General features: G+C 69.4%; 25 protein-coding genes and 1 pseudogene. 14 read left to right on the top strand and 12 right to left on the bottom strand.

Features of this window, described 5'->3' with window-relative positions:
* Positions 1–145: 145 nt before the first annotated feature.
* From AC1Z3O_RS22800 to AC1Z3O_RS22765, 8 genes and pseudogenes are all read right to left on the bottom strand, one after another.
* Positions 146–364, bottom strand: a complete 219-nt coding sequence (locus AC1Z3O_RS22800) for a hypothetical protein (RefSeq protein ID WP_483518150.1) — start codon at positions 362–364, stop codon at positions 146–148.
* Between the two features lie 58 nt (positions 365–422).
* Positions 423–1341: pseudogene (locus tag AC1Z3O_RS22795) on the bottom strand (carbohydrate kinase family protein).
* Positions 1342–1519: 178 nt separating this feature from the next.
* Entirely contained in the window at positions 1520–1738 is a 219-nt protein-coding gene (locus tag AC1Z3O_RS22790; RefSeq protein ID WP_483518149.1) for a hypothetical protein, read from the bottom strand.
* 278 nt (positions 1739–2016) lie between these two features.
* Entirely contained in the window at positions 2017–2394 is a 378-nt protein-coding gene (locus AC1Z3O_RS22785; RefSeq protein ID WP_483518148.1) for a hypothetical protein, read from the bottom strand.
* A gap of 341 nt (positions 2395–2735) precedes the next feature.
* Entirely contained in the window at positions 2736–4193 is a 1458-nt protein-coding gene (locus AC1Z3O_RS22780) for an efflux transporter outer membrane subunit (RefSeq protein WP_483518147.1), read from the bottom strand.
* Positions 4190–5080, bottom strand: a complete 891-nt coding sequence (locus AC1Z3O_RS22775) for an efflux RND transporter periplasmic adaptor subunit (RefSeq protein WP_483518146.1) — start codon at positions 5078–5080, stop codon at positions 4190–4192. Before AC1Z3O_RS22775 ends, AC1Z3O_RS22780 begins: the two co-directional genes overlap by 4 nt.
* Positions 5077–5286 (bottom strand): DUF1656 domain-containing protein, encoded by a 210-nt coding sequence (locus AC1Z3O_RS22770; protein ID WP_483518145.1) that lies wholly within the window; start codon positions 5284–5286, stop codon positions 5077–5079. The genes AC1Z3O_RS22775 and AC1Z3O_RS22770 overlap by 4 nt, the downstream gene beginning before the upstream one ends.
* 73 nt (positions 5287–5359) lie before the next feature.
* Positions 5360–7444 (bottom strand): FUSC family protein, encoded by a 2085-nt coding sequence (locus tag AC1Z3O_RS22765; protein ID WP_483518144.1) that lies wholly within the window; start codon positions 7442–7444, stop codon positions 5360–5362.
* 542 nt (positions 7445–7986) lie between these two features.
* Here AC1Z3O_RS22765 and AC1Z3O_RS22760 point away from each other — a divergent pair.
* From AC1Z3O_RS22760 to adhP, 4 genes are all read left to right on the top strand, one after another.
* On the top strand, positions 7987–8880 hold the full coding sequence (locus tag AC1Z3O_RS22760) for a LysR substrate-binding domain-containing protein (protein WP_483518143.1): 894 nt from the start codon (positions 7987–7989) through the stop codon (positions 8878–8880).
* A gap of 44 nt (positions 8881–8924) precedes the next feature.
* Positions 8925–9164, top strand: coding sequence for a 5'-nucleotidase (locus tag AC1Z3O_RS22755; protein WP_483518142.1), 240 nt, complete (start codon positions 8925–8927; stop codon positions 9162–9164).
* A complete protein-coding gene (locus tag AC1Z3O_RS22750) occupies positions 9161–9478 on the top strand; it encodes a YnfA family protein (protein ID WP_483518141.1) in 318 nt (105 codons plus the stop codon). Before AC1Z3O_RS22755 ends, AC1Z3O_RS22750 begins: the two co-directional genes overlap by 4 nt.
* A gap of 189 nt (positions 9479–9667) precedes the next feature.
* Complete coding sequence (gene adhP, locus AC1Z3O_RS22745; RefSeq protein WP_483518140.1) at positions 9668–10696, top strand: alcohol dehydrogenase AdhP; 1029 nt, start codon at positions 9668–9670, stop codon at positions 10694–10696.
* A gap of 60 nt (positions 10697–10756) precedes the next feature.
* Here the strand turns inward: adhP and AC1Z3O_RS22740 are convergent, their stop codons facing one another.
* Positions 10757–10999 (bottom strand): hypothetical protein, encoded by a 243-nt coding sequence (locus AC1Z3O_RS22740; protein ID WP_483521918.1) that lies wholly within the window; start codon positions 10997–10999, stop codon positions 10757–10759.
* Positions 11000–11247: 248 nt separating this feature from the next.
* Here AC1Z3O_RS22740 and AC1Z3O_RS22735 point away from each other — a divergent pair, with 248 nt between their 5' ends.
* The 4 genes from AC1Z3O_RS22735 (at position 11248) to AC1Z3O_RS22720 (ending at position 17496) form a co-directional block, all read left to right on the top strand.
* On the top strand, positions 11248–12849 hold the full coding sequence (locus AC1Z3O_RS22735; RefSeq protein WP_483518139.1) for a phospholipase D family protein: 1602 nt from the start codon (positions 11248–11250) through the stop codon (positions 12847–12849).
* Between the two features lie 198 nt (positions 12850–13047).
* A complete protein-coding gene (locus tag AC1Z3O_RS22730) occupies positions 13048–13956 on the top strand; it encodes an alpha/beta hydrolase (RefSeq protein WP_483518138.1) in 909 nt (302 codons plus the stop codon).
* A 43-nt stretch (positions 13957–13999) separates the two neighbouring features.
* The gene (locus tag AC1Z3O_RS22725) at positions 14000–16126 is read left to right on the top strand and encodes a penicillin-binding protein 1A (protein WP_483518137.1); all 2127 of its coding nucleotides are present in this window, start codon (positions 14000–14002) and stop codon (positions 16124–16126) included.
* 113 nt (positions 16127–16239) lie between these two features.
* Entirely contained in the window at positions 16240–17496 is a 1257-nt protein-coding gene (locus AC1Z3O_RS22720; protein ID WP_483518136.1) for an arsenic transporter, read from the top strand.
* Positions 17497–17532: 36 nt separating this feature from the next.
* Here AC1Z3O_RS22720 and AC1Z3O_RS22715 read toward each other — a convergent pair whose 3' ends face one another.
* A complete protein-coding gene (locus AC1Z3O_RS22715; protein WP_483518135.1) occupies positions 17533–17742 on the bottom strand; it encodes a hypothetical protein in 210 nt (69 codons plus the stop codon).
* Positions 17743–17972: 230 nt separating this feature from the next.
* On the opposite strand from AC1Z3O_RS22715, the gene pstS reads away from it, so the two are divergent.
* The 3 genes from pstS (at position 17973) to AC1Z3O_RS22700 (ending at position 20341) form a co-directional block, all read left to right on the top strand.
* Positions 17973–19043 (top strand): phosphate ABC transporter substrate-binding protein PstS, encoded by a 1071-nt coding sequence (pstS, locus tag AC1Z3O_RS22710; protein ID WP_483518134.1) that lies wholly within the window; start codon positions 17973–17975, stop codon positions 19041–19043.
* A 116-nt stretch (positions 19044–19159) separates the two neighbouring features.
* Positions 19160–19885 (top strand): GTP cyclohydrolase I, encoded by a 726-nt coding sequence (folE, locus tag AC1Z3O_RS22705; protein ID WP_483518133.1) that lies wholly within the window; start codon positions 19160–19162, stop codon positions 19883–19885.
* Between the two features lie 12 nt (positions 19886–19897).
* Complete coding sequence (locus tag AC1Z3O_RS22700; protein WP_483518132.1) at positions 19898–20341, top strand: BLUF domain-containing protein; 444 nt, start codon at positions 19898–19900, stop codon at positions 20339–20341.
* Positions 20342–20374: 33 nt separating this feature from the next.
* Here AC1Z3O_RS22700 and AC1Z3O_RS22695 read toward each other — a convergent pair whose 3' ends face one another.
* Positions 20375–20686, bottom strand: a complete 312-nt coding sequence (locus AC1Z3O_RS22695) for an H-NS histone family protein (RefSeq protein ID WP_483518131.1) — start codon at positions 20684–20686, stop codon at positions 20375–20377.
* 165 nt (positions 20687–20851) lie between these two features.
* Here AC1Z3O_RS22695 and AC1Z3O_RS22690 point away from each other — a divergent pair, with 165 nt between their 5' ends.
* Positions 20852–21136, top strand: a complete 285-nt coding sequence (locus tag AC1Z3O_RS22690; protein WP_483518130.1) for a nicotinamide mononucleotide transporter — start codon at positions 20852–20854, stop codon at positions 21134–21136.
* An 8-nt stretch (positions 21137–21144) separates the two neighbouring features.
* Here AC1Z3O_RS22690 and AC1Z3O_RS22685 read toward each other — a convergent pair whose 3' ends face one another.
* On the bottom strand, positions 21145–21777 hold the full coding sequence (locus AC1Z3O_RS22685) for a LysE family translocator (protein ID WP_483518129.1): 633 nt from the start codon (positions 21775–21777) through the stop codon (positions 21145–21147).
* A 96-nt stretch (positions 21778–21873) separates the two neighbouring features.
* Here AC1Z3O_RS22685 and AC1Z3O_RS22680 point away from each other — a divergent pair, with 96 nt between their 5' ends.
* Positions 21874–22329 (top strand): Lrp/AsnC family transcriptional regulator, encoded by a 456-nt coding sequence (locus tag AC1Z3O_RS22680; protein ID WP_483518128.1) that lies wholly within the window; start codon positions 21874–21876, stop codon positions 22327–22329.
* Between the two features lie 271 nt (positions 22330–22600).
* Complete coding sequence (cqsA, locus tag AC1Z3O_RS22675; protein WP_483518127.1) at positions 22601–23890, top strand: alpha-hydroxyketone-type quorum-sensing autoinducer synthase; 1290 nt, start codon at positions 22601–22603, stop codon at positions 23888–23890.
* Positions 23891–24124: the final 234 nt, after the last annotated feature.

Here is a 24124-nt window from a genome sequence, read left to right as displayed (position 1 = left end):
CAGCGCTGCCGCGAAATAAAGAGAAATGGCGCGGAATGGCGCGAAATGGGCCTGCGGATCGCAGGCGGCGCCCTGCCCTTTCGGCCCCGCGAAGAAGACGAGCCGCAAGCGCGCCCGCCGGACCAATGGTGTGCGGGGGACCGCGTCAGTGGGCCTTTTCTGCCGGAGGCGTGGACGGCTCGCTGGCCGCGTGGCCGGCATGCACCCCGCGCGGACGAGACGCATGGGCCAAGGCATGCTGCTGGGCGCGGACGCGCTCGCTGACGCTCCAGCCGGGGTCCGACAAGGACGGCCCGAACAGCAGGGGCACCGCGGCGAGCGCCAGTGTCACCATGCCGGGCAATGCAAGGAAAAGCAGTTTCATGGAAGCAGCGGAAAGCGGTGCAAAAGGGGGCGGAGGGCGGGGCCGGCAAGGCCAGCAGTCAGGGGGATGCGCCGCCATGCCGCGCCAGGAAGTCCTCCACCTCCGCCCAGGTAGGCGCATGGGCACCGGCGCACGTGGCGGCCAGCGCCGCGGTCGCCGCGGCCCAGCGCATGCGCCGCGCGGGCGAGGCCAGCGGGTCGCGCAACAGCGCCGCCATCCACCCGCCCATGGCGGCATCGCCACAGCCGACGGTGTCGACCACCTCCACGGCGAAGGCAGGCTGTTCAATCGACGCTGCGTCGCGCAGCCAGCGCATGCCGAGCGGGCCCCGCGTGAACAGGATCTCGGCACGCGGCGCCTGCGCGCGCAGGGCCGCCAGCGCTGCCGCCTCGGACTGGCCGGGATAGAGCGAACGCAGGTCTTCATCCGAGACCTTGATGTAATCGGCCAGCGCGGCCACGTGGGCGAACGCCTGCATATAGCCGGAATCACGCATGGGCGTGCGGAAGTTCGGGTCGAAGGCGATGCGCTTGCCGGCCGCGGCGGCCTGGCTGGCTTCCTCGCACAGGCGTGCGGCCAGCGGCTGGCGGGCCAGGCTCAGCGAAATGGACGACGCGCGCGGCCTGGCGCCAGCCGGGCGGGAGCCGCGTCGGGTCGAAGTACAGATCGGCGCTGTCGTCGCCTACGAAGAAGTAGCGTGGTGACGGGCCGGCGCCGACGAAGGCCAGCAGCGGCGAACGCGGCACGCGCTGCAGGAAGCGCATGTCGAGGCCGGCGGCGCGGCTCGCCTGCGCGATCTGCTCGCCCAGCTCATCCTCGCTGACCGCGCCGGCAAAAGCGGTGGCCACGCCCTGGCGGGCACCGGCACAGGCCACGTTCCAGCACGAGCCGCCGGGCAGTCCCAGCCAGCGCTGGGCGTCCTGCCTGACCATGTCGGTCAGGGCTTCGCCGAATACCACATAGGCGGGCAGTTTCATGCCGGACTGCCGCTGTGCACAAGGGGGACCCGGTCGCCTGCAGGCCGGCGGCGCGCCGATGGAGGGCGCGGCGATGAACAGTGCGGAAGGGCCATGCGTGTTGCCTGCATCAAAGCGGAAAAGCCGAGATGCTCGCACAGTGTCGAGCGCGAGGCCAGGGGGCTGGCCGAAACCGGCTTCAGCCGGCCTGGGCAGGCGCCGCTACGGGCACCGCTACAGGCGCTTCGGCCGGGGCGGCGGTGGCCTGGCTGCAGGGTGCCTTCTGCTGCTCGGCGCGCTGCTGGGCGCGCTTCTCGGCGCGTGCGCGCTCGATGACGGCCCAGTCGGGGCCGGCGACTGCCGGCAGGGCGGCGCTGAGCGTGGCAGCACCCAGCAGGGCGAGAAGAACGGTTTTCATGGGGTGGCTCTGGTCCGGAAAAAGCGGGACAGGATGACGCGATGGCATCGCCATGTCTACGCCGGCTGGACGGTCGCCGTACCGGAACGGTCGCCTTCCCTAGCGGGGGAGGAGGAAGACGGCACGCAGCCGGCACGACCGTGCCAGTCCGCGTAGAGGAGCCCGCGGCCCGCGCCGGCCATGCTCATCCGTCTTCCTGGAGGTCGACGAGCGGACGGCATGGCATGCAAGGCGCGGACTGGCGGGCAAGATGAAGCCTGTCTGGATATGGGGGGGCTTCAGGCGGCGCTCTGCGCGGCGTCGGCGCCGGCATGCGAGGGCTGCGCCGACACGCCGGTCAGGTCGCGGCCGGCCAGGTCGAGGCTGGGTGCGCCGGCACGGTTGCCTTCGGTGTACGGGTCGCGCTTGCCGATGTTGGCACCTTCGGAGTAGGGATCGCGCTTGCCAATGTTGGCGCCTTCGGAGTACGGATCGCGCTTGCCGATGTTGTTGCCCTCGGTGTAGGGATCACGCTTGCCGTTGTGCATGTCGTAGCCGTAAACGTCGCTGGCAAAGCCGCTATCTCGCGGACCCGATGCATTGGCCTGTGCGCTGGCCAGTACGCAGGCGCCAAGGGCAGCTGCGGTTGCAAGGGTCTTGAGGAGCTTCGTGTTCATGATGGTGAGTAAGTTCAGAGGGAGACGGCGCTTCCGCTTGCGCGGTGCGGGATGGGCGGATCTGCGTCTCGCGCGCCGTCCGTTTCGCCTTTTGAGCTGTGCAGTCGGCTATCGCGTCATGCACAGGTAGGCAGTGTAGTCACCGGACACTCATTCCAGAAATGATTTATTCGTCTTGGAACCAGTCGCTTTTTTCATTTGCCATGCAGTCTGAAGGGTCAGGGCGGGCTTGGCCGCCGCATGCGTGGGCCGCCTGCCGGGCCAGGCCCCCACCGCGACAGGCCCTGAGCGGCGGCGCCCTGCGGCTCACGGGCTTGCACGGGCAAGCCCGGCTGCCCGACTCAATCGCGCGCCGTGGCCGGCACCTCCACCACCTTCGGCGCCTTCTGCCAGCCGCCGCCGAGGGCCACGAACAGGCGGATCTGATCCAGCGCGATCTGGCTGTCCGACGCGGCCAGGTCCATCTCCGCCACCGCGAGGCTGCGCTCGGCGTCCAGGCTGGACAGATAAGGCGTGCGCCCGGCCTGGTAGAGGCGGCGCTGCTGCGCCGCGGCCCCCGCGGCCTGCTCGCGCGATGCGCGCAGCGCGGCATTGCGCTCCATCTCGCGGCCATAGCCGCTGAGCGCGGTCTGCGTCTCCTGTAGGGCCTTCAGCACCACGCCATCGAAACGCGCCAGCGCGGCATCGGCGCCTGCTTCCATCCCGTGGATACGCGGGCGCACGCCGTTGGTGGGCAGGTTCCAGGTGATGGCCGGGCCGATGCCCCAGTGCGCGGTGGGACCGGTACCGAAATCGGACAGCAGGCCATTGAAGCCGGCCGACGCACCGATGCGGATCGAGGGATACAGGTCGGCCGTGGCCACGCCGATGCGGGCGGTGGCCGAGGCCAGCTCGCGTTCGGCCTGGCGCACGTCGGGGCGGCGCTTGAGCAGCGCTGCGCCATCGCCCACCGGCAGCGGCTGGCGCAGCCGCGGCTCTTCCTCACAGGCGAAATCGGCTGCAGGCAGCCCGCCGGGCGGCTTGCCCAGCAGCGCGGCGAGGCGGTAGCCCGCGCCTTCCCGCTCGGCCTCGAAGCGCGGCAGCGTCGCGCGCAGGCTGTCGGCCTGCGACTGGGCACGCATGGCATCGGCCGGCTGGCCGCGGCCGGCGGCCACCATCTTGCGCACCATCTCCGCCTGGCGCTCGGCCAGCTTGACCTGCTGCTCGGCCACTTCGTGCTCGTGGGTGGCGGCGCAGCCCTGCACATAGGCGCGCACTGTCTCGGCGGCGACACCGACGCGCGCGGCGTCGAGCGCGGCGGCGCTGGCGTCGGCAGCGGCCAGCGCGGCCTCGTCGGCGCGCGCCAGCTTGCCGAAGAAATCGATCAGGTAGGACACCGAGAAGCCCACGTCGCCGATGCTCAGCGGCGGGATCTTCTCCAGCTTGAGCAGGCTTTCCCCCGACAACTGGGCCCGCTCGGCCCGACCCCAGACCGCGGCTTGCGGCAGGTTCTCCGACTCCACTTCGTGATAGACCGCGATGGCACGCCGCAGATTGGCCGCGGCCACGCGCAGGTCGGTGTTGGCCGCCAGCGCCTGGCGCACCAGCACATCCAGCTTGGGATCGTCATACAGGCGCCACCAGTCGTCGGGCGGCGCCTCGGCCGAGACCCCGGCCTGTCCCGCGCCGGCGAGGGGGCCATTGGCCTCGGGTGTGCGCACCAGCGCCTGCTCGGGCACGTGGTAGTCGGGGCCGACCGCGGTGCAGGCGAACAGCAGGGGCATCAGGGCCGGCAGGACGGCCAGGCGCAAGCCGTTCATTGCCGCGCCCCCTTGGCCGGGCTGCCCTCGCGCACGGAAACCGTGGCGGTGCGCCCCGACACCAGCCGCACGCCGGGCGGTACGTCGTCCAGCGCGATGCGCACCGGTATGCGCTGCGCCAGCCGCACCCAGTTGAAGGTGGGATTCACATTGGGCAGCAGGTTGGAGCCGTTGCTGCGGTCGCGGTCCTCGATGCCGGCGGCGATGCTCTGCACGTGGCCGCGCAGGCGCGTCTGCTCGCCCATGATATGGATGTCGACCGCGTCGCCTACCTGGATGCCGTGCAGCTTGGTTTCTTCGAAGTAGCCTTCCACGTGGAAGGACTCCACATCGACCATCGAGAAGACCGGCTTGCCGGTGCTGACATAGTCGCCCAGGCGCGGCAGGCGGTCGTTGACATAGCCTTCCACCGGGCTCAGCACGGTGGTGCGCGCCAGGTTGAGCCGCGCCACCGCCACTGCCGCCTCGTCCTGCGCCAGCGCCGCCTCGCCCTCTTGCACGCGCGAGCGCCCTTCTTCCACCACCTCGGCCGACACCACGCCGCTCAGGGCCACGCTGCGCGCGGCCTCGCGCCGCGCCTGGGCCAGCACGGCGCGGCGGGCGGCGGCGGTGGCCTGGGCCTGGCGCAATGCCAGTTCAAAGCGGTCGCGGTCGATCACGAACAGTGGCTGGCCGCGGTGCACGCGCTGGTTGTCCTTGACCAGCACCTGCGTGACCAGGCCCGAGACATCAGGCGCGACCTGGACCACCTCGGCGCGCACGTGGCCGTCGCGCGTCCAGGGCGCGACGGTGTAGTACTCCCAGAGATTGAAAGCGACGCAGGCGCCGACCACTGCGGCGGCCAGGGTCAGCACGATGGACAGCAAGGAACGCGGGCGGAAATTCATATTTGCAGCCAGCGCGCGGCGGCGACGATGCCACCGAGCAGCATGGAGTAGAGGGCGAGATTGAACAGGGAACGGTGCCAGATCAGCCGGTAGAAGCCGAGCCGCGCGAGCCCGGCGCGCAGCAGCGCCATCAGCCCCACCGCTAGCAGCATCAGCAGCAGCAGCGTGGGCACGAAGACGCCGTAGACGTTGATTTCGCCGCTCACGGCGCCTCCTTTGCGGCGCGTACGCCGGCTTGCCCGCCGATGCGGTGCCTCATGCGGTGCCTCATGCGGTGCCTCATGCCGTGGTCCTCGGCATGGGATGGCGGGCGGGATACAGGGTGACCTGCAGCACCACCAGCGCCGCGCGCGCTTCGCGCGCCTGGCGGCTGGCCGGCGCCATCAATTGGGCCAGGGCCGCATCGATGCCCAGGGAAAGTGTGGACGGCGCCGGCGCATGGGCGGCATGCAGGCGGTTGCGGAAATGCGCGGCCACGCCTTCGAGCACGCCCGCCACCGCGGTGCGCGCCGCCGGCGGCAAGGCCGGCAGGCTGCGGTGCAGCGCCAGCGCGCTGAATCCGACCTGCAGCTCGGCAAAACCGTCGCTGGCCAGTGCGTCGTCGCTGGCCGCCAGGCGCGGCACGAGCTGGCTGAGCCGGTCGAGCATGCGCCCGCCCAGCGCCCCGGCGCCTGCGCCCGCGTCGCTGGCCTGGCGCGTCACGGTGGCGTTGGCCAGGTCCTTCCAGCTTGCGCGGATCAGGCGGTGGGCCGCCACGCGGGCGCCGAAGGGCCGCGTCGCCATGGACCAGAAAGGCGCGAACAACATGGCCCCGACGCTGGCCAGCATGCCGTTGAAGATGCCCAGGAAGTTGACGTCGTAGACGCTGTGGAAATTGGCCAGCGACGCCGTGTTGACCGACAGCAGCATGGCGATCAGGTTGAAGCCCGGCCTGGGGATCAGCACGCCGATGCCCAGGTAGGGCAAGGCCATCATGCCTGCCAGCGTCTCGAAGTCATGGGTGTTGGGCACCACCAGGAACAGGTAGAAGGACGAGACCGCCAGGCACATCACTGACCAGCGCATAAAGGTGCGCGCCACCGGGCGGGGTTCTTCGATGGTGGAGAAGAAGCAGCAGGCGATTGCCGCCACGGCCACCGCGCCGCCACCGTCTTCCCAGCCCGAGGCGATCCACAGCAGTCCGGCGCAGAACACGGCCAGCCCGGTCGAGCCCGCATACCAGAGCAGCATGCCGTGGTCATGGTGGTGCGCACGCGTGAGCGGCTCGCCGCGATGGCGCAGGCGCGGCCCGCGGGCGCTGCTGCGGCGGGCGACCAGGCGGCGCTGCAGCGTGCGGCAGTCCCTGCACAAGGCGGCCAGGGTGCGCAGGTGGTCGACGGCCGCCGCGATCAGGCTGGCGTGCCAGCGCCGGTGGCCTGCCAGCGTGTCGCGGATGGCGTCCCCGGCGTCGCCGTCACCATCCACGGGGAGGGCCGCCGCCTTGGCCGCGCCCTCCAGATCCGCATCCAGCACCGGCGCCGGGCCGGCAAAGCCCGCCCGCGACCAGGCGCGCATCTGCGCCATCGCGCGCCCCAGCGGCTCGGGAATGCCTTCGGGATGGCGGCGCAGGTCCTGCATCACGCCGGCCAGGGAGGACAGCACCGGCAGCAACTGCGTCATGCGCTCGCGCAGCGCGCCAGCCATCCGCAGCACGTACTCGTTCTCGGCGTCATAGGAAAGCTGGGCGATGAGCTGGTCCAGCGCCAGGATGTCCGCCGCCAGGCGGTGGCGGCTGCCGTGGCGCAGTGCGTTGGCCTCGGGATCGGCCGACAGCATGTCGCTGGCCCACAGCGCCGCGTCGGCCAGCCAGGCCGCCGCACGCGCGCCCAGCGCCGAGGCGACGTTGGCCGGAAACACGACGGAGCCGACCACGCCCGCGCAGACGATGCCGATCACGATCTCTTCGATGCGCGCCACCGCGACATCGAAGATCTGCCCGGGCTGCCCGACCGAGGGCAGCGCCACGATCGGCAGCGTATAGGCCGCCAGCAGGAACACATAGCTGCGCGGCGTGCGCTGCAGCAGCGACAGGTAGAGCAGCAGCGCCGTCCACAGGCTGATCGCGGCCATCAGCAGCACCGGACCGTTAACGAGCAGCGGCACCGTCACGACGGCAGCGCTGGCGCCCAGCAGCGTGCCGAGCACGCGGTAGGCCGCCTTGGAGCGCGTCGCCCCGGTCAGCGGATGGGAGACAAAGTAGACCGTAGCCATCGCCCAGTAGGGGCGCGGCAAGTCCATGGACAGCGCGATATAGAGCGCCAGCATCGCTGCAAGAAAGGCCTTCAGCGAAAAAAGCCACTGCCGGGCACTCGGCCAGCCAGCCATGGTGACGAACCTATTGTCTTGGAGATGGGGTGGGGGCGCCGGACCGGCTGCTGCGTTGGCAGCCGGCCCGTGCGGGCAGCTTGGCGCCAGGTAGGCGCCAAGCTGCCGGAAACGTCGTCAAAGGGTGCTGGCGGCCTTGCCTTGCTTGCCGCGGCCGGACGCTGGCCGGGCCGTGCGCCGGGTTCCCGCCCGGCGCGCCGCATGGGCGCTGGCGCCGTCGAACCTGGCCAACCCGCTGGGCAACTCATTGGCGCGCGCGCCGCCCAGGGGGACAATGCAACAGCCCGCTGCAGCCACGATGGCGACGGCTGTCGCAACGGTGGCGGAACGCGCATGCGCACGGATCATCATCTTGCTTCCTTCGATTCACAAAAACCGGGTGGCCGCGCGCCCTGAGCGACAAGAATGTGGCGAGGACGGCGGTCCCGCCGCAATCGGGAGGCGGCACCGGCAGAAGCGAAGTGTAGCCAAATACCCGACATTCTCAGAATGATTTAAAATTACACATCGCATTCGTTTTTTTCATACAAAGGTGGTGTCCCGTGCCCATGGATATCCGCGCCCTGCGCTATTTCGTCGAAACCGCGCGGCTCAAGAGCTTCACGCAGGCCGCCGCCTCCCTGTTCGTCACCCAATCCACCATCAGCAAGATGGTGCGCCAGCTCGAGGATGAGGTCGGCCAGCCGCTGCTGATCCGCGAGGGCAAGCAGGTCAGGCTGACCGATGTGGGCCGCGTGGTCTATGAACGCGGCCAGGAAGCGCTGGGCGTGGTGCACAGGCTGCAGCTCGAGGTGGCGGACCTGTCCTCGCTCGGGCGCGGCCAGTTGACGGTAGGCATCCCGCCGATGGCCAACCTCTTCTTCTCGCCCGCGGTCAGCGAGTTCCGCCAGCGCTACCCCAACCTGGAACTGCGCCTGGCCGAACACGGCGGCCACCTGGTGGAGCAGCAGATCGCCAGCGGCGAGCTGGAAGTGGGGGCCACGGTGCTGCCCGGCGACAGCGGCCTGGCCCTCGCCTCGCGCCAGTTCGCCAGTTATCCGATCTGGGTGGCCGGGCCGCGCAAGGCCAGCTGGGCCAAGAGCAAGACCGTCACGCTGGAGGCCCTGCGCGACGAGCCGCTGGTGCTGCTCAACGACGATTTCTCGCTGACGCGCAAGATGCGCTCGGCCTTCCTGGACGCGCGCATCGAACCGCGCATCGTGGCGCAGAGCGGGCACTGGGACTTCCTCGCCTCGATGGCCGCCGCCGGCCTCGGCACCACCTTCCTGCCGCGGCCGCTGCTGGCCAAGCTGCATATCCAGGACCACCTGGCGGTGGCGCGCCTGGTCGAGCCCAACGTGGACTGGGCGCTGGCCCATATCTGGCAGCCCGAGCGCTACCTCTCCCACGCCGCACGTGCCTGGCTGGAAGTCTGCAACGAGGTGCTGGGCGCCTGAGGCGGGCAAGGCCGGGCCCGGGCTTACCCGTATACTGCTGGGCCATGGCCTACGATCTCAACGACAAGCTCGTCATCGGCATTTCCTCGCGCGCGCTGTTCGACCTCGAACAGGCGAACGCCATCTACCAGAACGCGGGCGTGGCGGCCTATGCCGCCTCCCAGCGCCAGCATGAAGACGCGTCGCTGGCGGCCGGCACGGCCTTCCCGCTGGCCGGCCGATCCCTCGCGGCTGCCGGTGCCGATGGGGCGCATAGAGCGGATGGAGCGAAGGACACGCCGTGAAGACCGCCCTGCTCTACCTGCTGACCGCCTTCGCCGAGATCGTCGGCTGTTACCTGCCATGGCTGTGGCTGCGCCAGGGCGCCACTGCGTGGGTTCTGGTGCCCGGCGCGCTGGCGCTGGCGGCCTTCGCCTGGCTGCTAACGCTGCACCCCGCCGCATCGGGCCGCGTCTACGCCGCCTACGGCGGCGTTTACATCGCTGTGGCCATCCTGTGGCTGTGGCTGGTGGACGGCATTCGCCCCAACCCTTGGGACCTCGCCGGCGCCGCCGTCGCCTTGACGGGGATGGCCATCATCGCCTTCCAGCCGCGCTGATCCCGCCTGCCGCCCACGCGTCCCGCGCGGGACGGTCCTGGCCGCGCTCCGCCGCCATAGCGCGGATCCCCGCCCGCTTGATCCAGCGCAAGTCCCTGCGGCAAGGGCGTGCCATCATCGACTGATCCCGGCGGCGGCGGCCTGTACTGCCGCGCCCCGGCCCTTTTGCCCTTGCTATGAGGAGTCGACATGACAGCGATGATGAAGGCCGCTGTGGTGCGCCAGTTCGGCGCGCCGCTCGAAATCGATGAGGTGCCGGTGCCGGAGCCGGCGCGCGGGCAGATCCAGGTGAAGATCGAGGCCTCGGGCGTCTGCCACACCGACCTGCACGCCGCGCAGGGCGACTGGCCGGTCAAGCCTACGCTACCCTTCATCCCGGGCCACGAGGGCGTCGGCTACGTCTCGGCGGTGGGTGCCGGCGTGACGCGCGTCAAGGAAGGCGACAGAGTCGGCGTGCCCTGGCTGTACAGCGCCTGCGGCTATTGCGAGCACTGCCTGCAAGGCTGGGAAACGCTGTGCGAGAAGCAGCTCAATACCGGCTATTCGGTCAACGGCGGCTATGGCGAGTACGTGGTGGCCGACCCCAACTACGTGGGCCTGCTGCCCGACAGCGTGGATTTCGTCGAGATTGCGCCCATCCTGTGCGCGGGCGTGACCGTCTACAAGGGACTGAAGGTCACCGACACGCGCCCCGGCCAGTGGATGGCGATCTCGGGCATCGGCGGCCTGGGCCACGTGGCGGTGCAATATGCGCGCGCGATGGGACTGCGCGTGGCGGCGATCGACATCGATGATGAAAAGCTCAAGCTGGCCGAGAGACTCGGTGCCGAGGTGACGGTCAACGCGCGCAACGTGGATCCCGCCGCCTTCCTGCAGAAGGCCATCGGCGGGGCGCACGGCGCGCTGGTGACTGCGGTGTCGCCGCAGGCCTTCTCACAGGCCATAGGCGTGGTCCGGCGCGGCGGCACCATTGCGCTGAACGGGCTGCCGCCGGGGGACTTCGCCACGCCGATCTTCGACGTGGTGCTCAAGGGCATCACTATCCGCGGCTCCATCGTCGGCACGCGCAGCGACCTGCAGGAGGCGCTGGAATTCGCCGCGCACGGTGCGGTCAAGGCCACCGTGTCGACCGCGCCGCTGGAGCAGATCAACGATATCTTCCAGCGCATGCGCGCCGGCCAGATCGAGGGCCGCGTGGTGATGAAGATGTCAGCCTAGTCCTCTTCGCGGAAAGCAGCGGCCCTGCGGCGAGGCGGGGCCGCCCTTTCAGCACAGCCCTCAGCGTTTGCCGTCGAGCAGGTCGTTGAGGATCTCGTCGAAGTTCTGCTGTGCGTCCTCGAGCGTCTGCAGGGCCGCGTCGAAGGTCTGCAGGGCCAGTTTCGAGGGCTTGCCGCTGCCATCCGGCGGAAACTGCGATTGCAGCGCGTTGAATGCCACCTGCACCTGCCGCGTTGCGCTGACCACGCGCTCCATCGCCTGCGCTTCTTCCGCCCGTGCCTGGGCTGCGTTCTGCTCTTCCATCCCGTTCACTCCATTGCGCGGCCAGCGGGCCGCATCGTGCGATACATCGACCATCGTACAGGACACATCAAGCCTCGGCAGGCGGGCGCCCTGCATGTGCCCGCCACACGGCCATGCGGCGCCCACCGCGCTTTCCCTTGCGCTATCCTTAGCCAGGTTCCGCGAGGCCCGGCGACTCTGCCGGGCATCACGCACACCCCGTGCCTATCCGACATTTTACCGATCCGCTTCATGAGCACGCCAATCGCATGCATCGCGCCGCCCTCCGCCCCGCCCTCGCCGCCTGGATCCGGGCATCGGTGCTGCCATGCCTGTGCGCGATCCTGCTCGGAGGCTGCGCATTGCCTGCGCTGAAAGACAGGCCGCCATCCACCGCCCTGCCGCAGGAGCAGGCGCGCGCGACGCCGCTGGGCCGGGGTGTCGCCGCGCTGGTGGCCGCACATCCGGGCGAAAGCGGCATCCATCCGCTGGCCAACGCCCACGATGCCTTCGCGGCCCGCATCCTGCTGGCGCGCGCCGCCGCGCGCACGCTGGACGTGCAGTACTACATCTGGCGCGGCGACCTGACCGGCACCTTGCTGCTGGAGGCCCTGCACGCCGCCGCCGAGCGCGGCGTGCGCGTGCGCCTGCTGCTGGACGACCACGGCACCGATGGCCTGGACCCGGTGCTGGCCGCACTGGATACGCATCCGAACATCGAGGTGCGGCTGTTCAACCCGTTTCCCCTGCGCAAGCCCAAGATGCTGGGCTACCTGACGGACTTCTCGCGGCTGAACCGGCGCATGCACAACAAGTCATTCACCGCGGACAACCAGGCAACCATCGTCGGCGGGCGCAATATCGGCGACGAGTACTTCGGTGCGACCAACGACGTGCTGTTCGCCGACCTCGACGTGCTCGCCATCGGCAGCGCCGTCGACGCCGTCTCCGGCGAGTTCGACCGCTACTGGGCAAGCGCCTCCGCCTACCCGGCGCGCCAGCTGCTGCCGCCTGCCAATGCCGCCCAGCTGCAGGACCTGGCCGCACAGGCCTCGCTCCTCGAGCACGACCCGGCGGCGGCGGCCTACATGCGCGCGCTGCGCGAGCTGCCGTTCATCCAGGCGCTGGTGCAGGGCGAGCTGGCGCTCGAGTGGGCCCCGACGCGCATGGTCAGCGACGATCCGGCCAAGGTGCTGGACAAGGCCGCGCCCGAGACGCTGCTGCCGCACCAGCTCAAGGACATCATCGGCCAGCCGCAACAGCACCTGGAACTGGTGTCGCCCTACTTCGTGCCCACCGCCACGGGCGTCGAGGCCTTCGGTGCGCTGGCCAGGCAGGGCGTGCGCGTGCGCATCCTGACCAATGCGCTGGAAGCCACCGACGTCGCCGTGGTGCACGCGGGCTATGCCAAGCGGCGCAAGGACCTGCTGCGCGCCGGCGTCGAACTCTACGAGATGCGCCGCGCGGCCGGCACCGGTGGCGGGAGCGGCGCAGGCGCCACGGATGGCCGCCAGCCCGGCAAGGGCAGCTCCGGCAGCTCCGGTTCCAGCCTGCATGCCAAGACCTTCGCCGTGGATAACGAGCGGGTCTTCGTCGGCTCCTTCAATTTCGATCCGCGTTCGGCCAGGCTCAATACCGAGCTGGGCTTCGTCATCGACAGCCCGGTGCTGGCCGGGCGCCTGGCAACGCTGTTTGACACCGCCATGCCCGCCGAAACCTATTCGGTCCGGCTGGACGACAGCGGCAAGCTGCAGTGGACCGAGCAGACCGATGGCCAGACGGTGCGCCACAGCACGGAACCGGGCACGACGCTGTGGCAGCGCCTGTCCGTCTGGTTCCTGTCCCTGCTGCCGATCGAGCCCCTGCTGTAGCCGCGCGTGCGACGCCGCGGCCGGGGGGCATGGCACGGTCTGCGGCGCGGCGCACATGAGCCCGCATCCGCCGTGCGCTGTCGCACCTCTTCGCCGACGGCTATGTCCTAAGCTCCACGGTAGAGAGGCACGGCATGTCCGCCCGCACAGCGCCTACACTAGCGATTCCGCCCCCAACGTCCGCATTACCATCCCGCCATGACGGCCCCGCTTCGCTCCTTGCCGCTGCTCGTGCGCACAGCCTTGACGGCCACCCTGCTGACCGCGAGCGGCTTTGCCTTCTATTGGACCTACCTGACGCTGAACCAGGACCGCCTGATGTTCGACGCGCGCCGGCGCCCGCCGCGCGGCACCCTGCCCGAGGGGGTGTCGCTGTATGCGCACGAGGTGCCGGGCGGCATGCTGAGCGGCTACATCTACCAAGATATCGCGGCTGGCGCCGTGCGCGACCTGCTGTTCTACCTGCCGGGGCGCGGCGAGGACGTGCTGGACACCATGCAATTCCTCAAATGGCTGCCGCCGTACATCGCTTTTGCCACCTTCGATTACCGGGGCCTGGGCCATTCCGACGGCCAGCCCTCCGAAGTCTCGGCGGTGGCCGATGCCAGCCAGTTCCTGCTGCACCTGCGGCGAGCCTTTCCGCACACACGCGTGCATGTGGTCGGGCGCAGCCTGGGCACCGGCGTGGCGATCCAGCTTGCCGACCTGCAGGACTTCGAGAGCCTGCAGCTGATCACGCCGTACGACACGCTGATCGAGCTGGCGCGCAAGCGTTTCCCTCTGGTGCCGATGCGCCAGCTGATGCGCCACCATTTCAATTCCCTGGCGCACTGCGGCAAGGTGATGCAGCGCACCAAGGTATTGCTGGCCGAATCCGACAACGTGGTGCCGCACGATTGCTCGGAGCGCCTGATCGCGGCCTGGCCCGGGAAGGTGGCGCGGCAGATGGTGCCCGACACCAACCACTACACCATCATCGAGCGGGCCGAAACCTGGCAGGCCCTCAGCGAGTTCGCGCTGGAGTCGGATGAGGACGACGCGCCCGCGGCAAGCGAGATCGACGCGCCAGGCACGGCCCATGCGCGCCTGGGCGCAGATGCGGCGTGAGCGTCACACGACCGACGGCCGGAGCGCACGGTAGAATGCGCGCATGAAACGAATTGCAGCAAAAGCAGTTGGCGCCGGCCTGGCGCTGGCTGCGGCCGGCGTCCTGCTGGGCGGGTTCGCCGCCGTTCTCAGCCTTGGGCAACTCCCCTCCGTAGATGCACTGCGCGACTACCGCCCGGACGTGCCGCTGCGCGTCTATACCAGCGATAACGTGCAGATCGGCGAATTTGGCAACGAGCACCGTGAGTTCATCCCCTTCGAGCACATGCCCAAGCGGATGACCGAGGCCCTGCTCGCCGCCGAGGACGACCAGTTCTACCAGCATGCCGGCGTCGACCTCGCTGGCATCGCGCGGGCGGCGCTGGCCGATATCGGCGAGGGCTACGCGCAGGGTGCGTCCACCATCACCATGCAGGTCGCGCGCAACTTCTACCTGTCGCGCGAGAAGACGCTCGCACGCAAGTGGTACGAGATCCTGCTGGCCTGGAAGATCGACCGCACGCTGTCCAAGGACCGCATCCTCGAGCTGTACATGAACCAGGTCTACCTGGGCGAGCATGCCTATGGCTTCGGCAGCGCCGCGCAAGCCTACTTTGGCAAGCCGCTTGACTCGCTGTCGCTGGCCGAGACCGCGATGCTCGCGGGGCTGCCCAAGGCACCGTCGACCATGAACCCGGCGGTCAACTATCCGCGCGCCAAGCGCCGCCAAGAGTACGTGCTGGGCCGCATGCTGGCGCTGGGCAAGATCACGCCGGCGCAGTTCGCCCAGGCCAAGGCCGAGCGCGTGGCGGTGGTCGACAGCGAGGGCGGGCGCTTCGACGCGCACGCTGAATACGTGGCAGAACTGGCGCGCCAGCTCGCGCATGAGCGTTTCGGCGACGCCGCCTACACGCGCGGCCTGAACGTGTACACGACGGTGTCTTCGGTGCGCCAGACGATGGCCTACGACGCGGTGCAAGCAGGGCTGGAGCGCTACGCGCGACGTCATGGCGGCAAGGGACCGGTGCCGCAGGCCGCGCTGGTGTCGCTCGATGCCAAGACCGGCGCGATCGAAGCCATGGTCGGCGGCTCCGACTTCGGCGTCAGCCGCTTCAACCACGCGACCCAGGCCCAGCGCCAGCCCGGGTCCACCTTCAAGCCCTTCATCTACTCGGCCGCGCTCGAGCGCGGCGTGTCTCCCGGCACGCTGATCAACGACGCGCCGCTCGACGCCGGATCGCGCTGGCAGCCGGGCAACGATGACGGCCGCTTCCTCGGCCCGATCACGGTGCGCCAGGCGCTGGCCGACTCGCGCAACCTGCCTGCCATCCGCACCCTGCAGACCATCGGCATCCCCTATGCTGCCGACTACGCCAGCCGCTTCGGCTTTTCACCCAAGCGCCTGCCGCGCTACCTGCCGATGGCGCTGGGCACCGGCTCGACCACGCCGCTGCGGCTGGCCGCCGCCTATGCCGTATTCGCCAACACCGGTTACCGCGTGGAGCCCTACCTGATCGACCGCATCACCGACGGCCAGGGCAATGTGGTGTACGCCGCCGGCCAGGACGAGCCGGAGCCGCAGCGGGTCATCCCCGCGCGCAATGCCTTCGTGATGGACAGCCTGTTGCGCAGCGTGGTCGACAACGGCACCGGCAATGCGGTGCGGCACTATCTGCGCCGCGAAGACGTGGCGGGCAAGACCGGCACCACCAACGAGGCCATCGATGGCTGGTTCGCCGGCTACGCCGCAGACGTGTCCACGGTTGCCTGGATGGGCTTCGACGACAACCGCAGCCTGGGCAGCCACGAGTTCGGCGCCACCACGGCGCTGCCGATCTGGGCCGCCTACATGGAAGGGCGCCTGGCCGGCGTGCCAGAGTCCGCGCAGACGGCCCCCGTTGACGTGACGCGCGTGGGCGGCGAATGGATCTACGCGGAGAACGCCGACGGCAGCCACGGCATTGCCTCGCTCGGCTTCCCGCCGCCGCAGCCTGCCGCCGCGGCCGATGGGACGGTCGGCACGGACGGCAACCAACCGGCCGGCGCGCAGGCGGAACAATTGCCGACGGCCGCACCCGCCAACGCGAATGGCGGTGTCGGGGAGCAGCCCGCCGGCCGCACCGCCGGCACCACGGTCGCCTTGCCGATGCCGGCTGCCGGGCCGGCACGGCAGCCGGCAGCCCAGCTATAGCCCGCCGCTGCCGACGCGGCCCGCGTGAAGGGGCGACGCCGGCGGCAGCGATGGCGTAATACGAACAAACCAAGCGAACAAGATAAAGAAGGATCCCGCGCACCGGGCACAGGATGGCAAACATATTCTCGAGCATCACCTTGATCTGGTGCGTGACCATGCTGGCGACCGCCGGCGTGCTGCTGCGGCCCTTCCGGCTGCCAGAAGCCTTCTGGGCGGTGGCTGGCGCCGTGGTGCTGTGCGCCACCGGCCTGCTGGCCCTGCCCGCCGCCGCCGCGGCGGTGGCCCAGGGCTGGGACGTCTACCTGTTCCTCGCCGGCATGATGCTGATCGCCGAACTGGCACGCAAGACGGGCCTGTTCGACCATGTGGCGGCGCTCGCCGTGCGGCACGCGCGCGGTTCGGCGCAGCGGCTGTTTGTGCTCGTCTACGGCTTCGGCACGCTGGTCACAGTCTTCATGTCGAATGACGCCACTGCCGTGGTGCTGACACCGGCCGTGCTGGCCGCCGCGCGCGCGGCCAGGCTGCGCCGGCCGCTGCCTCACTTGTACGCCTGCGCCTTCATCGCCAATGCCGCCAGCTTCGTGCTGCCGATCTCCAATCCGGCCAACCTGGTCGTGTTCGGCGAACGCATGCCGCCGCTGGCAGGCTGGCTGGCGCGTTTCGCACTGCCATCGGCCGCCGCCATCGCCGTGACCTTCGCCGTGCTGTACTGGACCCAGCGGGAAGCGCTGCGCGAGCCGATCGCGGATGACGTGCCCGTGCCCCCCTTGTCGCGCCAGGCCCGGCTGACGGCGCTCGGCATCGCGCTGACCGGGCTGGGGCTGCTGGCCGCCTCGCACTACGGCGTCCCGCTGGGCTGGCCGACCTTCGCCGCCGGCGCCGCCACCTTGCTGCTGGTCTGCGCCTCGCGTCCGGCCCTGCTGCTGCCAGCGTTGCGCGAGGTCCCCTGGAGCGTGCTGCCGCTGGTGGCCGGCCTGTTCGTGCTGGTGGCCGGACTGCAGCAGGCCGGCGCCATCGCGGCGCTGGCGCGCGCCGTGCAAGCGGCCGCCGGATACGACGGCATGATAAGCCTGTGGGGCATCGGCTCGCTCGTGACGCTAGTCTGCAACGTGGTCAACAACCTGCCTGCCGGCCTGGTCGCCTCCTCGGCGCTGGCCGCCGGGCATGCATCCGAAACGCTCACCAGCGCCGTGCTGGTCGGCATCGACCTGGGCCCCAACCTGTCTGTCACCGGATCGCTGGCCACGCTGTTGTGGCTTACCGCGTTGCGGCGCGAAGGCCATGCCGTGGGCACGCTGCAGTTCCTGCGCGTGGGCATGCTGGTGATGCCGCCGGCGCTGCTGGCGGCATTGGCCGTGCTCGTCTAGCCTTTCTCCCGTCAGCCGGACGGAAGGCGCGCCGCCCTAGCGCGGCGGGACTGTCGCAACTGGCTGCGAGCCCGCCGTGCCGATCGCCACGCCGATCGCCACACGTTGGGCGCGAACGCCCTGGGCGCCTCCGGCCGCGTCCGGCCGCTCCAGCATGCCGCGCTCCACCATGGCCTGCGGCGGCGGCACCGTGGCAACGGGCAAAAGAAGAAGACTGCTGCAGGGAAACGCGATCAATGGGTTCAATTGCCCGTCCTCACGGTGACACCGCTAGCGGCGTATCGGAATTGGCGAGATGGCGTCGTGGCTTGTGGCGAGGATGCCGCACGCCGAAGCATTATGGGCGCATATCGGCCCGCATTTGCGACAGCTTGAGGCGTGTCACAAACTATTCACAGAAGACTGCTCACAGACGTGCTTTCCTCTAGGCTTTCGGCGCCACAGCGTGGCGCCGGCCTGACTGAAACGCACCTGCCATGTTCAAACCCCGACTTCTTGCCCTGCTGATCACGCTGGGCGCCGCTGTGTGCGCCACGATCCCGGCCCACGCGCAGATCCGCGGCGCCGGTTCGACGGCCGCCGCACCCGTCTACCGCATCTGGGCCGACAGCTACCAGGCCGCATCCGGTCAAAAGCTCAGCTATGACCCGGTCGGCTCCGGCGAGGGCATGCGCCGCATCCGCGCGAACCAGGTCGACTTCGGCGCCTCGGACGTGCCGCTCACCCCCGACGAGGCCAGACGCCAGGGCCTGGTGCTGGTGCCGACCGTGGTGACGGCCGCGGTGCCGGTGGTCAACCTGCCCGGCGTGCCGTCCGGCCAGCTCCGTCTCAGCGGCGAGCTGCTGGCCGACATCTACCTGGGCAAGATCGAAAGCTGGGACGCGCCGGAGATCCGCACGCTCAACCCGGGCCTGGCGCTGCCGCATCTGCGCATCCGCCCGGTGGTGCGCGCCGACAGTTCCGGCACCACCTATCACTTCACCGACTACCTGAGCCGGATCAGCCTGGAATGGAAGACGCGCTACGGCGCGCGCTCCACACTGGATTGGCCGGCCGCCTTCCTGCCGGCCAAGGGCAGCGGCGAGGTGGTCCGCGCCGTGCGCGCAAGCGCGGGCACGATCGGTTATGTCGACTACAACTATGTGCTGGACGGCGACCTGAATGCCGTGCAGCTGCGCAATGCCGCCGGCCAGTTCATCACGGCAAAAGTCAACGCCTTCCGCGAGGCCGTGCTCAACAGCGACTGGAACCGCAAGGGCGACTTCGCCAGCCCCTTGGTCAACCGCGGCGGGCATGACACGTGGCCCATCACTATGGGCACCTTCATCGCGGTGCCGGCGGTCAGCCGCGACGGCGCGCGCACGCTGGCGGCGCTGCGCTTCCTGACCTGGGGCTACCTGCACGGCGACGAACTGGCGCGCCAGGCCAAGTTCGTGCCGCTGCCCGAGCGCGTGCAGGCCGGCGCCTACCGGGAACTGGCCGGCATCACCGACACCGCCGGTACGGCAATCGGCTTGCAGAGCATGGGCGGAGCGGCTGCGCGCTGAGGGTGGAGGCGCCTCGTTGGCGTCTTATGGGCATCTTGTGGGCGCCTGGCGGCTGCCATATAGTGGCAAATGGCATTGCGTCAGGCTTCTCCGCCACGTTCCAGGATGCCAACGACATGAGCAAGCAGCACCCGGCCCCGCCACATCCGGACCATGCTCCCGGCCCCCCCGTGTCCGATCGGATCCGGGCGCGGCTGCAATCGGCGCGGGAACGCTTCCACGCTAACGACAACATCGCCCGCTACATCGAGCCCGGCGAACTGGAGGCCCTGCAGGAAGAGGTCCAGGCGCGCATGGAAGATCTGCTGCGCAGCCTGGTGATCGACGTGGAGAGCGACCACAACACGCGGGAAACGGCGCGCCGCGTGGCCAAGATGTACCTGCGTGAAGTCTTCGGGGGCCGCTATGTGGGCTCGCCCAACGTCACGGAATTCCCCAACGTCGAGCAGCTCAACGAGCTGATGATCGTGGGGCCGATGCGTGTGCGCAGCGCCTGCTCCCACCATCTGTGTCCCATCATCGGCAAGCTCTGGGTGGGCGTGATGCCGAACCAGCACTCCAACCTGATCGGGCTGTCCAAGTACGCGCGGCTGGCCGAGTGGATCATGCTGAGGCCGCAGATCCAGGAGGAGGCGGTGGCCCAGCTCGCCGACCTGCTGCAGGAGAAGATGAATCCGGACGGGCTCGCCATCGTGATGGAAGCCGAGCATTTCTGCATGCACTGGCGCGGCGTGCGCGACACCGACGCCAAGATGACCAACAGCGTGATGCGCGGCTCCTTCCTGAAGGACGACAGCCTGCGCCGCGAATTCCTGACCCTGCTCGGCCTGAACCGAAGCTGAGGGAGGCCCGCCATGCTCGTGCGCCTGCTCTATGCCAGCCGTGCCAGCCAGCCACTGGCACCCACTGCGATCGACGACATCATCGCCACCAGCCTGGAGAACAATCCACGCCACGGCATCACCGGCGTGCTATGCCACGGCAGCGGTATCTTCCTGCAGGCGCTCGAAGGCGAGCGGCAGGCAGTGTCGGCGCTGTACCAGGCGATCTCGCGCGATGCGCGCCACCAGGACCTGGTGCTGCTGCACTATGAGGAAATCTGCCAGAGGGACTTCGCGCCCTGGGCCATGGGGCGCGTGAATGCGTGCAAGGTCAATATTGCCACGATGCTGAGGTACTCGGTGCAGGGCGAACTGGACCCCTACCGCACCAGCGGGGCGGCATCGCTGGCGCTGCTCAAGGAACTCATTGCCGGCGCCTCCATCGTGGCACGCAGCCCCGAACGCGGCCGCGGCTAGCCGCGGCGCGCCAAAACGACTCAGGAATCGGACTCAGGCTTCGATCAGGAAGCGCTTGCGGTTCTTGCCGAGCCAGGCCGGTGCTCGGCCACGGCCGGACCAGGTGGCCCCGGTCTTCGGATCGCGGTACTTGGGCGGGAGAGCCGTGCCGGCCTTGGCTGCGTTGCCCGTTCCCGCCGGGCGGCCACGCTTGCGCTTGGGCAGCAGGTCCGCCACCGTCAATTCATATTCGGCCATCAACTCGTGAATGCGCGCGATGACGTCCGCCACCTCGCTGCGCCGCGCCGACTCCAGTTCGGCTTCGATCCGCTGCCTTTCTTCGAGCAATTCCTTGTACGTCGCCATGGGCTCTCCCGGTCGGAATGAGGCTTCTATGGTACTCCATGCGCCGCGGTCATCACCGTACTTATAACGCTTGCGCCGCCCCACGGATCCGCGCTACAGTCGGCCCCGCCCGCATACATTTTGTATGCAAAATATGAACACAAAATAATATTGGAGACCTATGCCATGGAGCTTGCCCAACAAGTCTTGCCCAATCTGCTCAACGGCCTCGAATGGTCGGGCTGCGCGCTCGCCATGAGCGGCTCGCTGCTGGTGGCGCTGCACAACAGGGCTTCGCGCTGGGGCTGGATTTCCTATCTCTGTTCCAACCTCGTCTGGAGCGCCTTCGCCCTGGTGACCGGCACCTACGGCCTGTTTGTGCAGCAACTGGGCTTCACCGCCACCAGCCTCTACGGCCTGTACCGCCACACGCAGTACCATCGCCAGCTGGAAGCCGGCAGCCCCGCCTAAGCTCCCGCCTAACTTCCCACCAGCGCGCGCACCAGCGCGCCGAGCTGGACGGCGCCGAAGCCGCCCAGCACCAGGGCCGAGGCGCGCCGGATCCACAGCAGGCGCGCCGGGCTTACCGCGTGTCGCAGGCGCGCCACACAGCCGACCAGCACCAGCCACCACGCCGCCGATCCGGCGAAGACGCCCGCCACCATCCATGCGGGCGAGGCACCGACCACCGCGGCGGCCAGCGCCGAGAAAATGGCGATGAAGGACAGGATGGTGGCCGGATTGGCCAGTGTCAGCGCGAACGTGGTCGCGAAGACGCGCACAGGCCGGCCGCCCTCCGGCCGGCGCGCCACAGCCTGGCTCGCCCCGCCGCTATGCCAGGTGGCCCAGGCCAGCCATAGCAGGAATACTGCCCCGGCCACGCCGAGTGCCATTCTCGCGCCGGTCAGCGCAGAGATCACCGCCGCCACGCCCCAGGCGCCCGCCGCCCCGTAGAGCGCATCCGCGCTCGCCGCCCCCAGCCCTGCCGCCAGCCCTGCGCGCGGCCCGTGGTCCAGGGTGCGCTGGATGCACAGCAGCCCGATCGGCCCCACCGGCGCGGCAATCGACAGCCCGATCAGGGCAGCCTTGGAAAACAGGATCGCGTTCGTCATGTCCATGGCCCCCAGTCTAGCGAGCGCCCTATACAACCTAAACCCGCGTTTTTAGGCAAAACTATGGTCTAACCTAAAATTTTCCGGCGATTCGCCATGAAGCCGAAACTGCCTGAGATCGACGACAAATCCTGGCGCTTGCTGCGCGTGCTGCAGGAGGACGCGCGCTGCCCGCTGAAGACCGCGGCCGCCGCGGCCGGGCTGTCGATCCCGGCGGCGGCCGAGCGGGTCCGCAAGCTTGAGGAAACGGGCATCATCCGCGGCTATCATGCCGACATCTCGCCGGCTGCCGCGGGCTACGGCGTCCAGGCCGTGATCGGCATCACTGCCCAGCAACCCAATAAACGCAAATTGCTCGACGTGCTGAACAGGTCGCCACAGGTGCTGGAGTGCCTGCACGTGACGGGCGCGGACTCCTTTCTGCTGCGCGTTGTCGCGCCGGACATTGCCGAGCTTGAGCAGTTCATCGGCACCATCAACGGCTATGGCGAGACGCGCACCTCGATCGTGATGTCCGAGCCCCTGCCACGGCGGGGCCTGCAAAGGCCCTGAGCGAGCCGTGGCCCCGGCCGTGCAGCGGGGCGGGCGTGTGTGCCGCACGCCAGGATAGGCCTGGCATGCGGGATTCAGAGTACCGCCAGCCGTCGCGCGCCGCGCCGTAGCCAGGGCGCGGCACGCGACGGCCGGCCAAGTCCGGCCACCCCCGCCTGGCGGGTGGCGGTGCATCACCATGCGCCCGGGCGCGGCGCTGGCGGCGATCGCCGGCGACCTCGCGCGGGCCGTAGATTGTGCAATCCACCCCAAAAAAAACGAGGAACCGCTCATGCACACCCAAGCCGCGACCATCATCTCCCTGCGCAAACCCGCTCCTTCGCGGGCAGCACCGCCACTGCCCGAGTGGATCCAGTCGCGCATGCGCCAGCATTTCGACGAGCGCATGGGCAAGCTCTGGGGCGGCGACCACCTGCTGCATGGCCGCACCCCTGGCGCCGACGCCCTGTACCTGAACAGCAACGACTACCTTTGCCTGCTGGGCGAGCGCTCGCTGGTGCGGGCCCAGGCGCGCGCGCTGCTGCAGGACGAGCGCGAACTCTTGATGTCCAACGTCTTCCAGCACGGCGACACGCCGCAGCGCCGCGCCGAACGCCGGCTGGCCGCGCTGATGCAGGCCGAGGACGGCCTGATCGCCCAGTCCGGCTGGGCGGCCAACGTCGGCCTGGTGCAATGCATCGCCGGCCCGGGCGTGCCGGTCTACATCGATATGAACGGCCACGCCTCGCTGTGGGAGGGCATCACGGCGGCGGGCGCCCAGGCCGTACCCATCCGGCACAACGATGCCGAGCACCTGCGCCGCCAGGTCGAACGCATGGGGCCCGGGGTGATCATGGTCGACTCCGTGTACAGCACGACCGGCAACGTCGCGCCGCTGGCCGACCTGGCCGACATCGCGCAGGCGAGCGGCTCCGTGCTGGTGGTCGACGAATCGCACTCGCTCGGCACGCACGGCCCGGGCGGCGCGGGCCTGGTGGCGGCGCTGGGACTGGCCTCGCGGGTGCACTTCCGCACGGCCTCGCTGGCCAAGGCCTTCGGCGGCCGCGCCGGCTTCATCGCCTGCTCCACGGCGTTCAAGGACTTCTTCGCGGTCGAAGCCCGGCCCGCCATTTTCAGCTCCGGCCTGCTGCGCCACGAAATCGCCTGGTTCGAGGCGGCCACCGCCTTCATCGCCGCCGCCGACGACCGGCGCGCCAGGCTCCACGCCATCACACGCTCCACCCGGGCGGCGATCTCCGCGCTGGGCTACAACATCAGCAACGGCAGCGAGCAGATCATCGGCCTGGAAGCGGGCAGCGAGCCGCAGGTCAAGGTGCTGCGCGACGCCCTGCAGGCGCGCGGCATTTTCGGTTCGGTTTTCTGCGCGCCGGCAACCCCCAAGAATCGGGCATTGATGAGGCTTACACTGCATGCCAAACTTAGCGCCGCAGACATCGAGCGCCTGCTCAGCGTGCTGGCAGACATCCGCGAAGAGGTGCGGCTCGACCAGTGGTCGTCCACGCGCCGCGCCCAACGCGGGGCCTCGCTGGCCGAGGTGGCGGTGCAATCGCTTGCTGCCTAGTCCGCTGAATCATTGAAATGGGAGGTGAAGGACATGCCATGCGGGAATCAGCGCTAGGGCGAAGCAGGGACTTCGGATTGCACTGCAATCCGCCTGCGCAGCGGCACGCGCTTACCAGCGCGTGCGCGCCCTGCAAGGGCAAAGCGCAGCAATAGCACGGCTATTGCGAGCATTTGCAACGACGCGATGAGCCCGCATGGCATGGCAGGCACCGACCGATTTCAGTGATTCAGT

This window comes from Cupriavidus sp. 09_S30 (assembly GCF_056930435.1).
The sequence above is the reverse complement of the archived record's forward strand: the minus strand, read 5'-3'. Positions and strand labels throughout refer to the sequence as shown.

Excerpts from the sequence above, each read along its gene's own strand:
- AC1Z3O_RS22685 (WP_483518129.1), bottom strand. The coding sequence starts at position 21,777 with ATGACGAACGCGATCCTGTTTTCCAAGGCTGCCCTGATCGGGCTGTCG.
- AC1Z3O_RS22730 (WP_483518138.1), top strand. The coding sequence starts at position 13,048 with ATGACGGCCCCGCTTCGCTCCTTGCCGCTGCTCGTGCGCACAGCCTTG.
- AC1Z3O_RS22720 (WP_483518136.1), top strand. The coding sequence starts at position 16,240 with ATGGCAAACATATTCTCGAGCATCACCTTGATCTGGTGCGTGACCATG.
- AC1Z3O_RS22800 (WP_483518150.1), bottom strand. The coding sequence starts at position 364 with ATGAAACTGCTTTTCCTTGCATTGCCCGGCATGGTGACACTGGCGCTC.
- AC1Z3O_RS22725 (WP_483518137.1), top strand. The coding sequence starts at position 14,000 with ATGAAACGAATTGCAGCAAAAGCAGTTGGCGCCGGCCTGGCGCTGGCT.
- folE (WP_483518133.1), top strand. The coding sequence starts at position 19,160 with ATGAGCAAGCAGCACCCGGCCCCGCCACATCCGGACCATGCTCCCGGC.
- AC1Z3O_RS22695 (WP_483518131.1), bottom strand. The coding sequence starts at position 20,686 with ATGGCGACGTACAAGGAATTGCTCGAAGAAAGGCAGCGGATCGAAGCC.
- AC1Z3O_RS22735 (WP_483518139.1), top strand. The coding sequence starts at position 11,248 with ATGCATCGCGCCGCCCTCCGCCCCGCCCTCGCCGCCTGGATCCGGGCA.
- AC1Z3O_RS22700 (WP_483518132.1), top strand. The coding sequence starts at position 19,898 with ATGCTCGTGCGCCTGCTCTATGCCAGCCGTGCCAGCCAGCCACTGGCA.
- cqsA (WP_483518127.1), top strand. The coding sequence starts at position 22,601 with ATGCACACCCAAGCCGCGACCATCATCTCCCTGCGCAAACCCGCTCCT.
- pstS (WP_483518134.1), top strand. The coding sequence starts at position 17,973 with ATGTTCAAACCCCGACTTCTTGCCCTGCTGATCACGCTGGGCGCCGCT.
- AC1Z3O_RS22785 (WP_483518148.1), bottom strand. The coding sequence starts at position 2,394 with ATGAACACGAAGCTCCTCAAGACCCTTGCAACCGCAGCTGCCCTTGGC.
- AC1Z3O_RS22780 (WP_483518147.1), bottom strand. The coding sequence starts at position 4,193 with ATGAACGGCTTGCGCCTGGCCGTCCTGCCGGCCCTGATGCCCCTGCTG.
- AC1Z3O_RS22755 (WP_483518142.1), top strand. The coding sequence starts at position 8,925 with ATGGCCTACGATCTCAACGACAAGCTCGTCATCGGCATTTCCTCGCGC.
- AC1Z3O_RS22690 (WP_483518130.1), top strand. The coding sequence starts at position 20,852 with ATGGAGCTTGCCCAACAAGTCTTGCCCAATCTGCTCAACGGCCTCGAA.
- AC1Z3O_RS22775 (WP_483518146.1), bottom strand. The coding sequence starts at position 5,080 with ATGAATTTCCGCCCGCGTTCCTTGCTGTCCATCGTGCTGACCCTGGCC.
- adhP (WP_483518140.1), top strand. The coding sequence starts at position 9,668 with ATGACAGCGATGATGAAGGCCGCTGTGGTGCGCCAGTTCGGCGCGCCG.
- AC1Z3O_RS22740 (WP_483521918.1), bottom strand. The coding sequence starts at position 10,999 with ATGGAAGAGCAGAACGCAGCCCAGGCACGGGCGGAAGAAGCGCAGGCG.
- AC1Z3O_RS22790 (WP_483518149.1), bottom strand. The coding sequence starts at position 1,738 with ATGAAAACCGTTCTTCTCGCCCTGCTGGGTGCTGCCACGCTCAGCGCC.
- AC1Z3O_RS22765 (WP_483518144.1), bottom strand. The coding sequence starts at position 7,444 with ATGGCTGGCTGGCCGAGTGCCCGGCAGTGGCTTTTTTCGCTGAAGGCC.
- AC1Z3O_RS22680 (WP_483518128.1), top strand. The coding sequence starts at position 21,874 with ATGAAGCCGAAACTGCCTGAGATCGACGACAAATCCTGGCGCTTGCTG.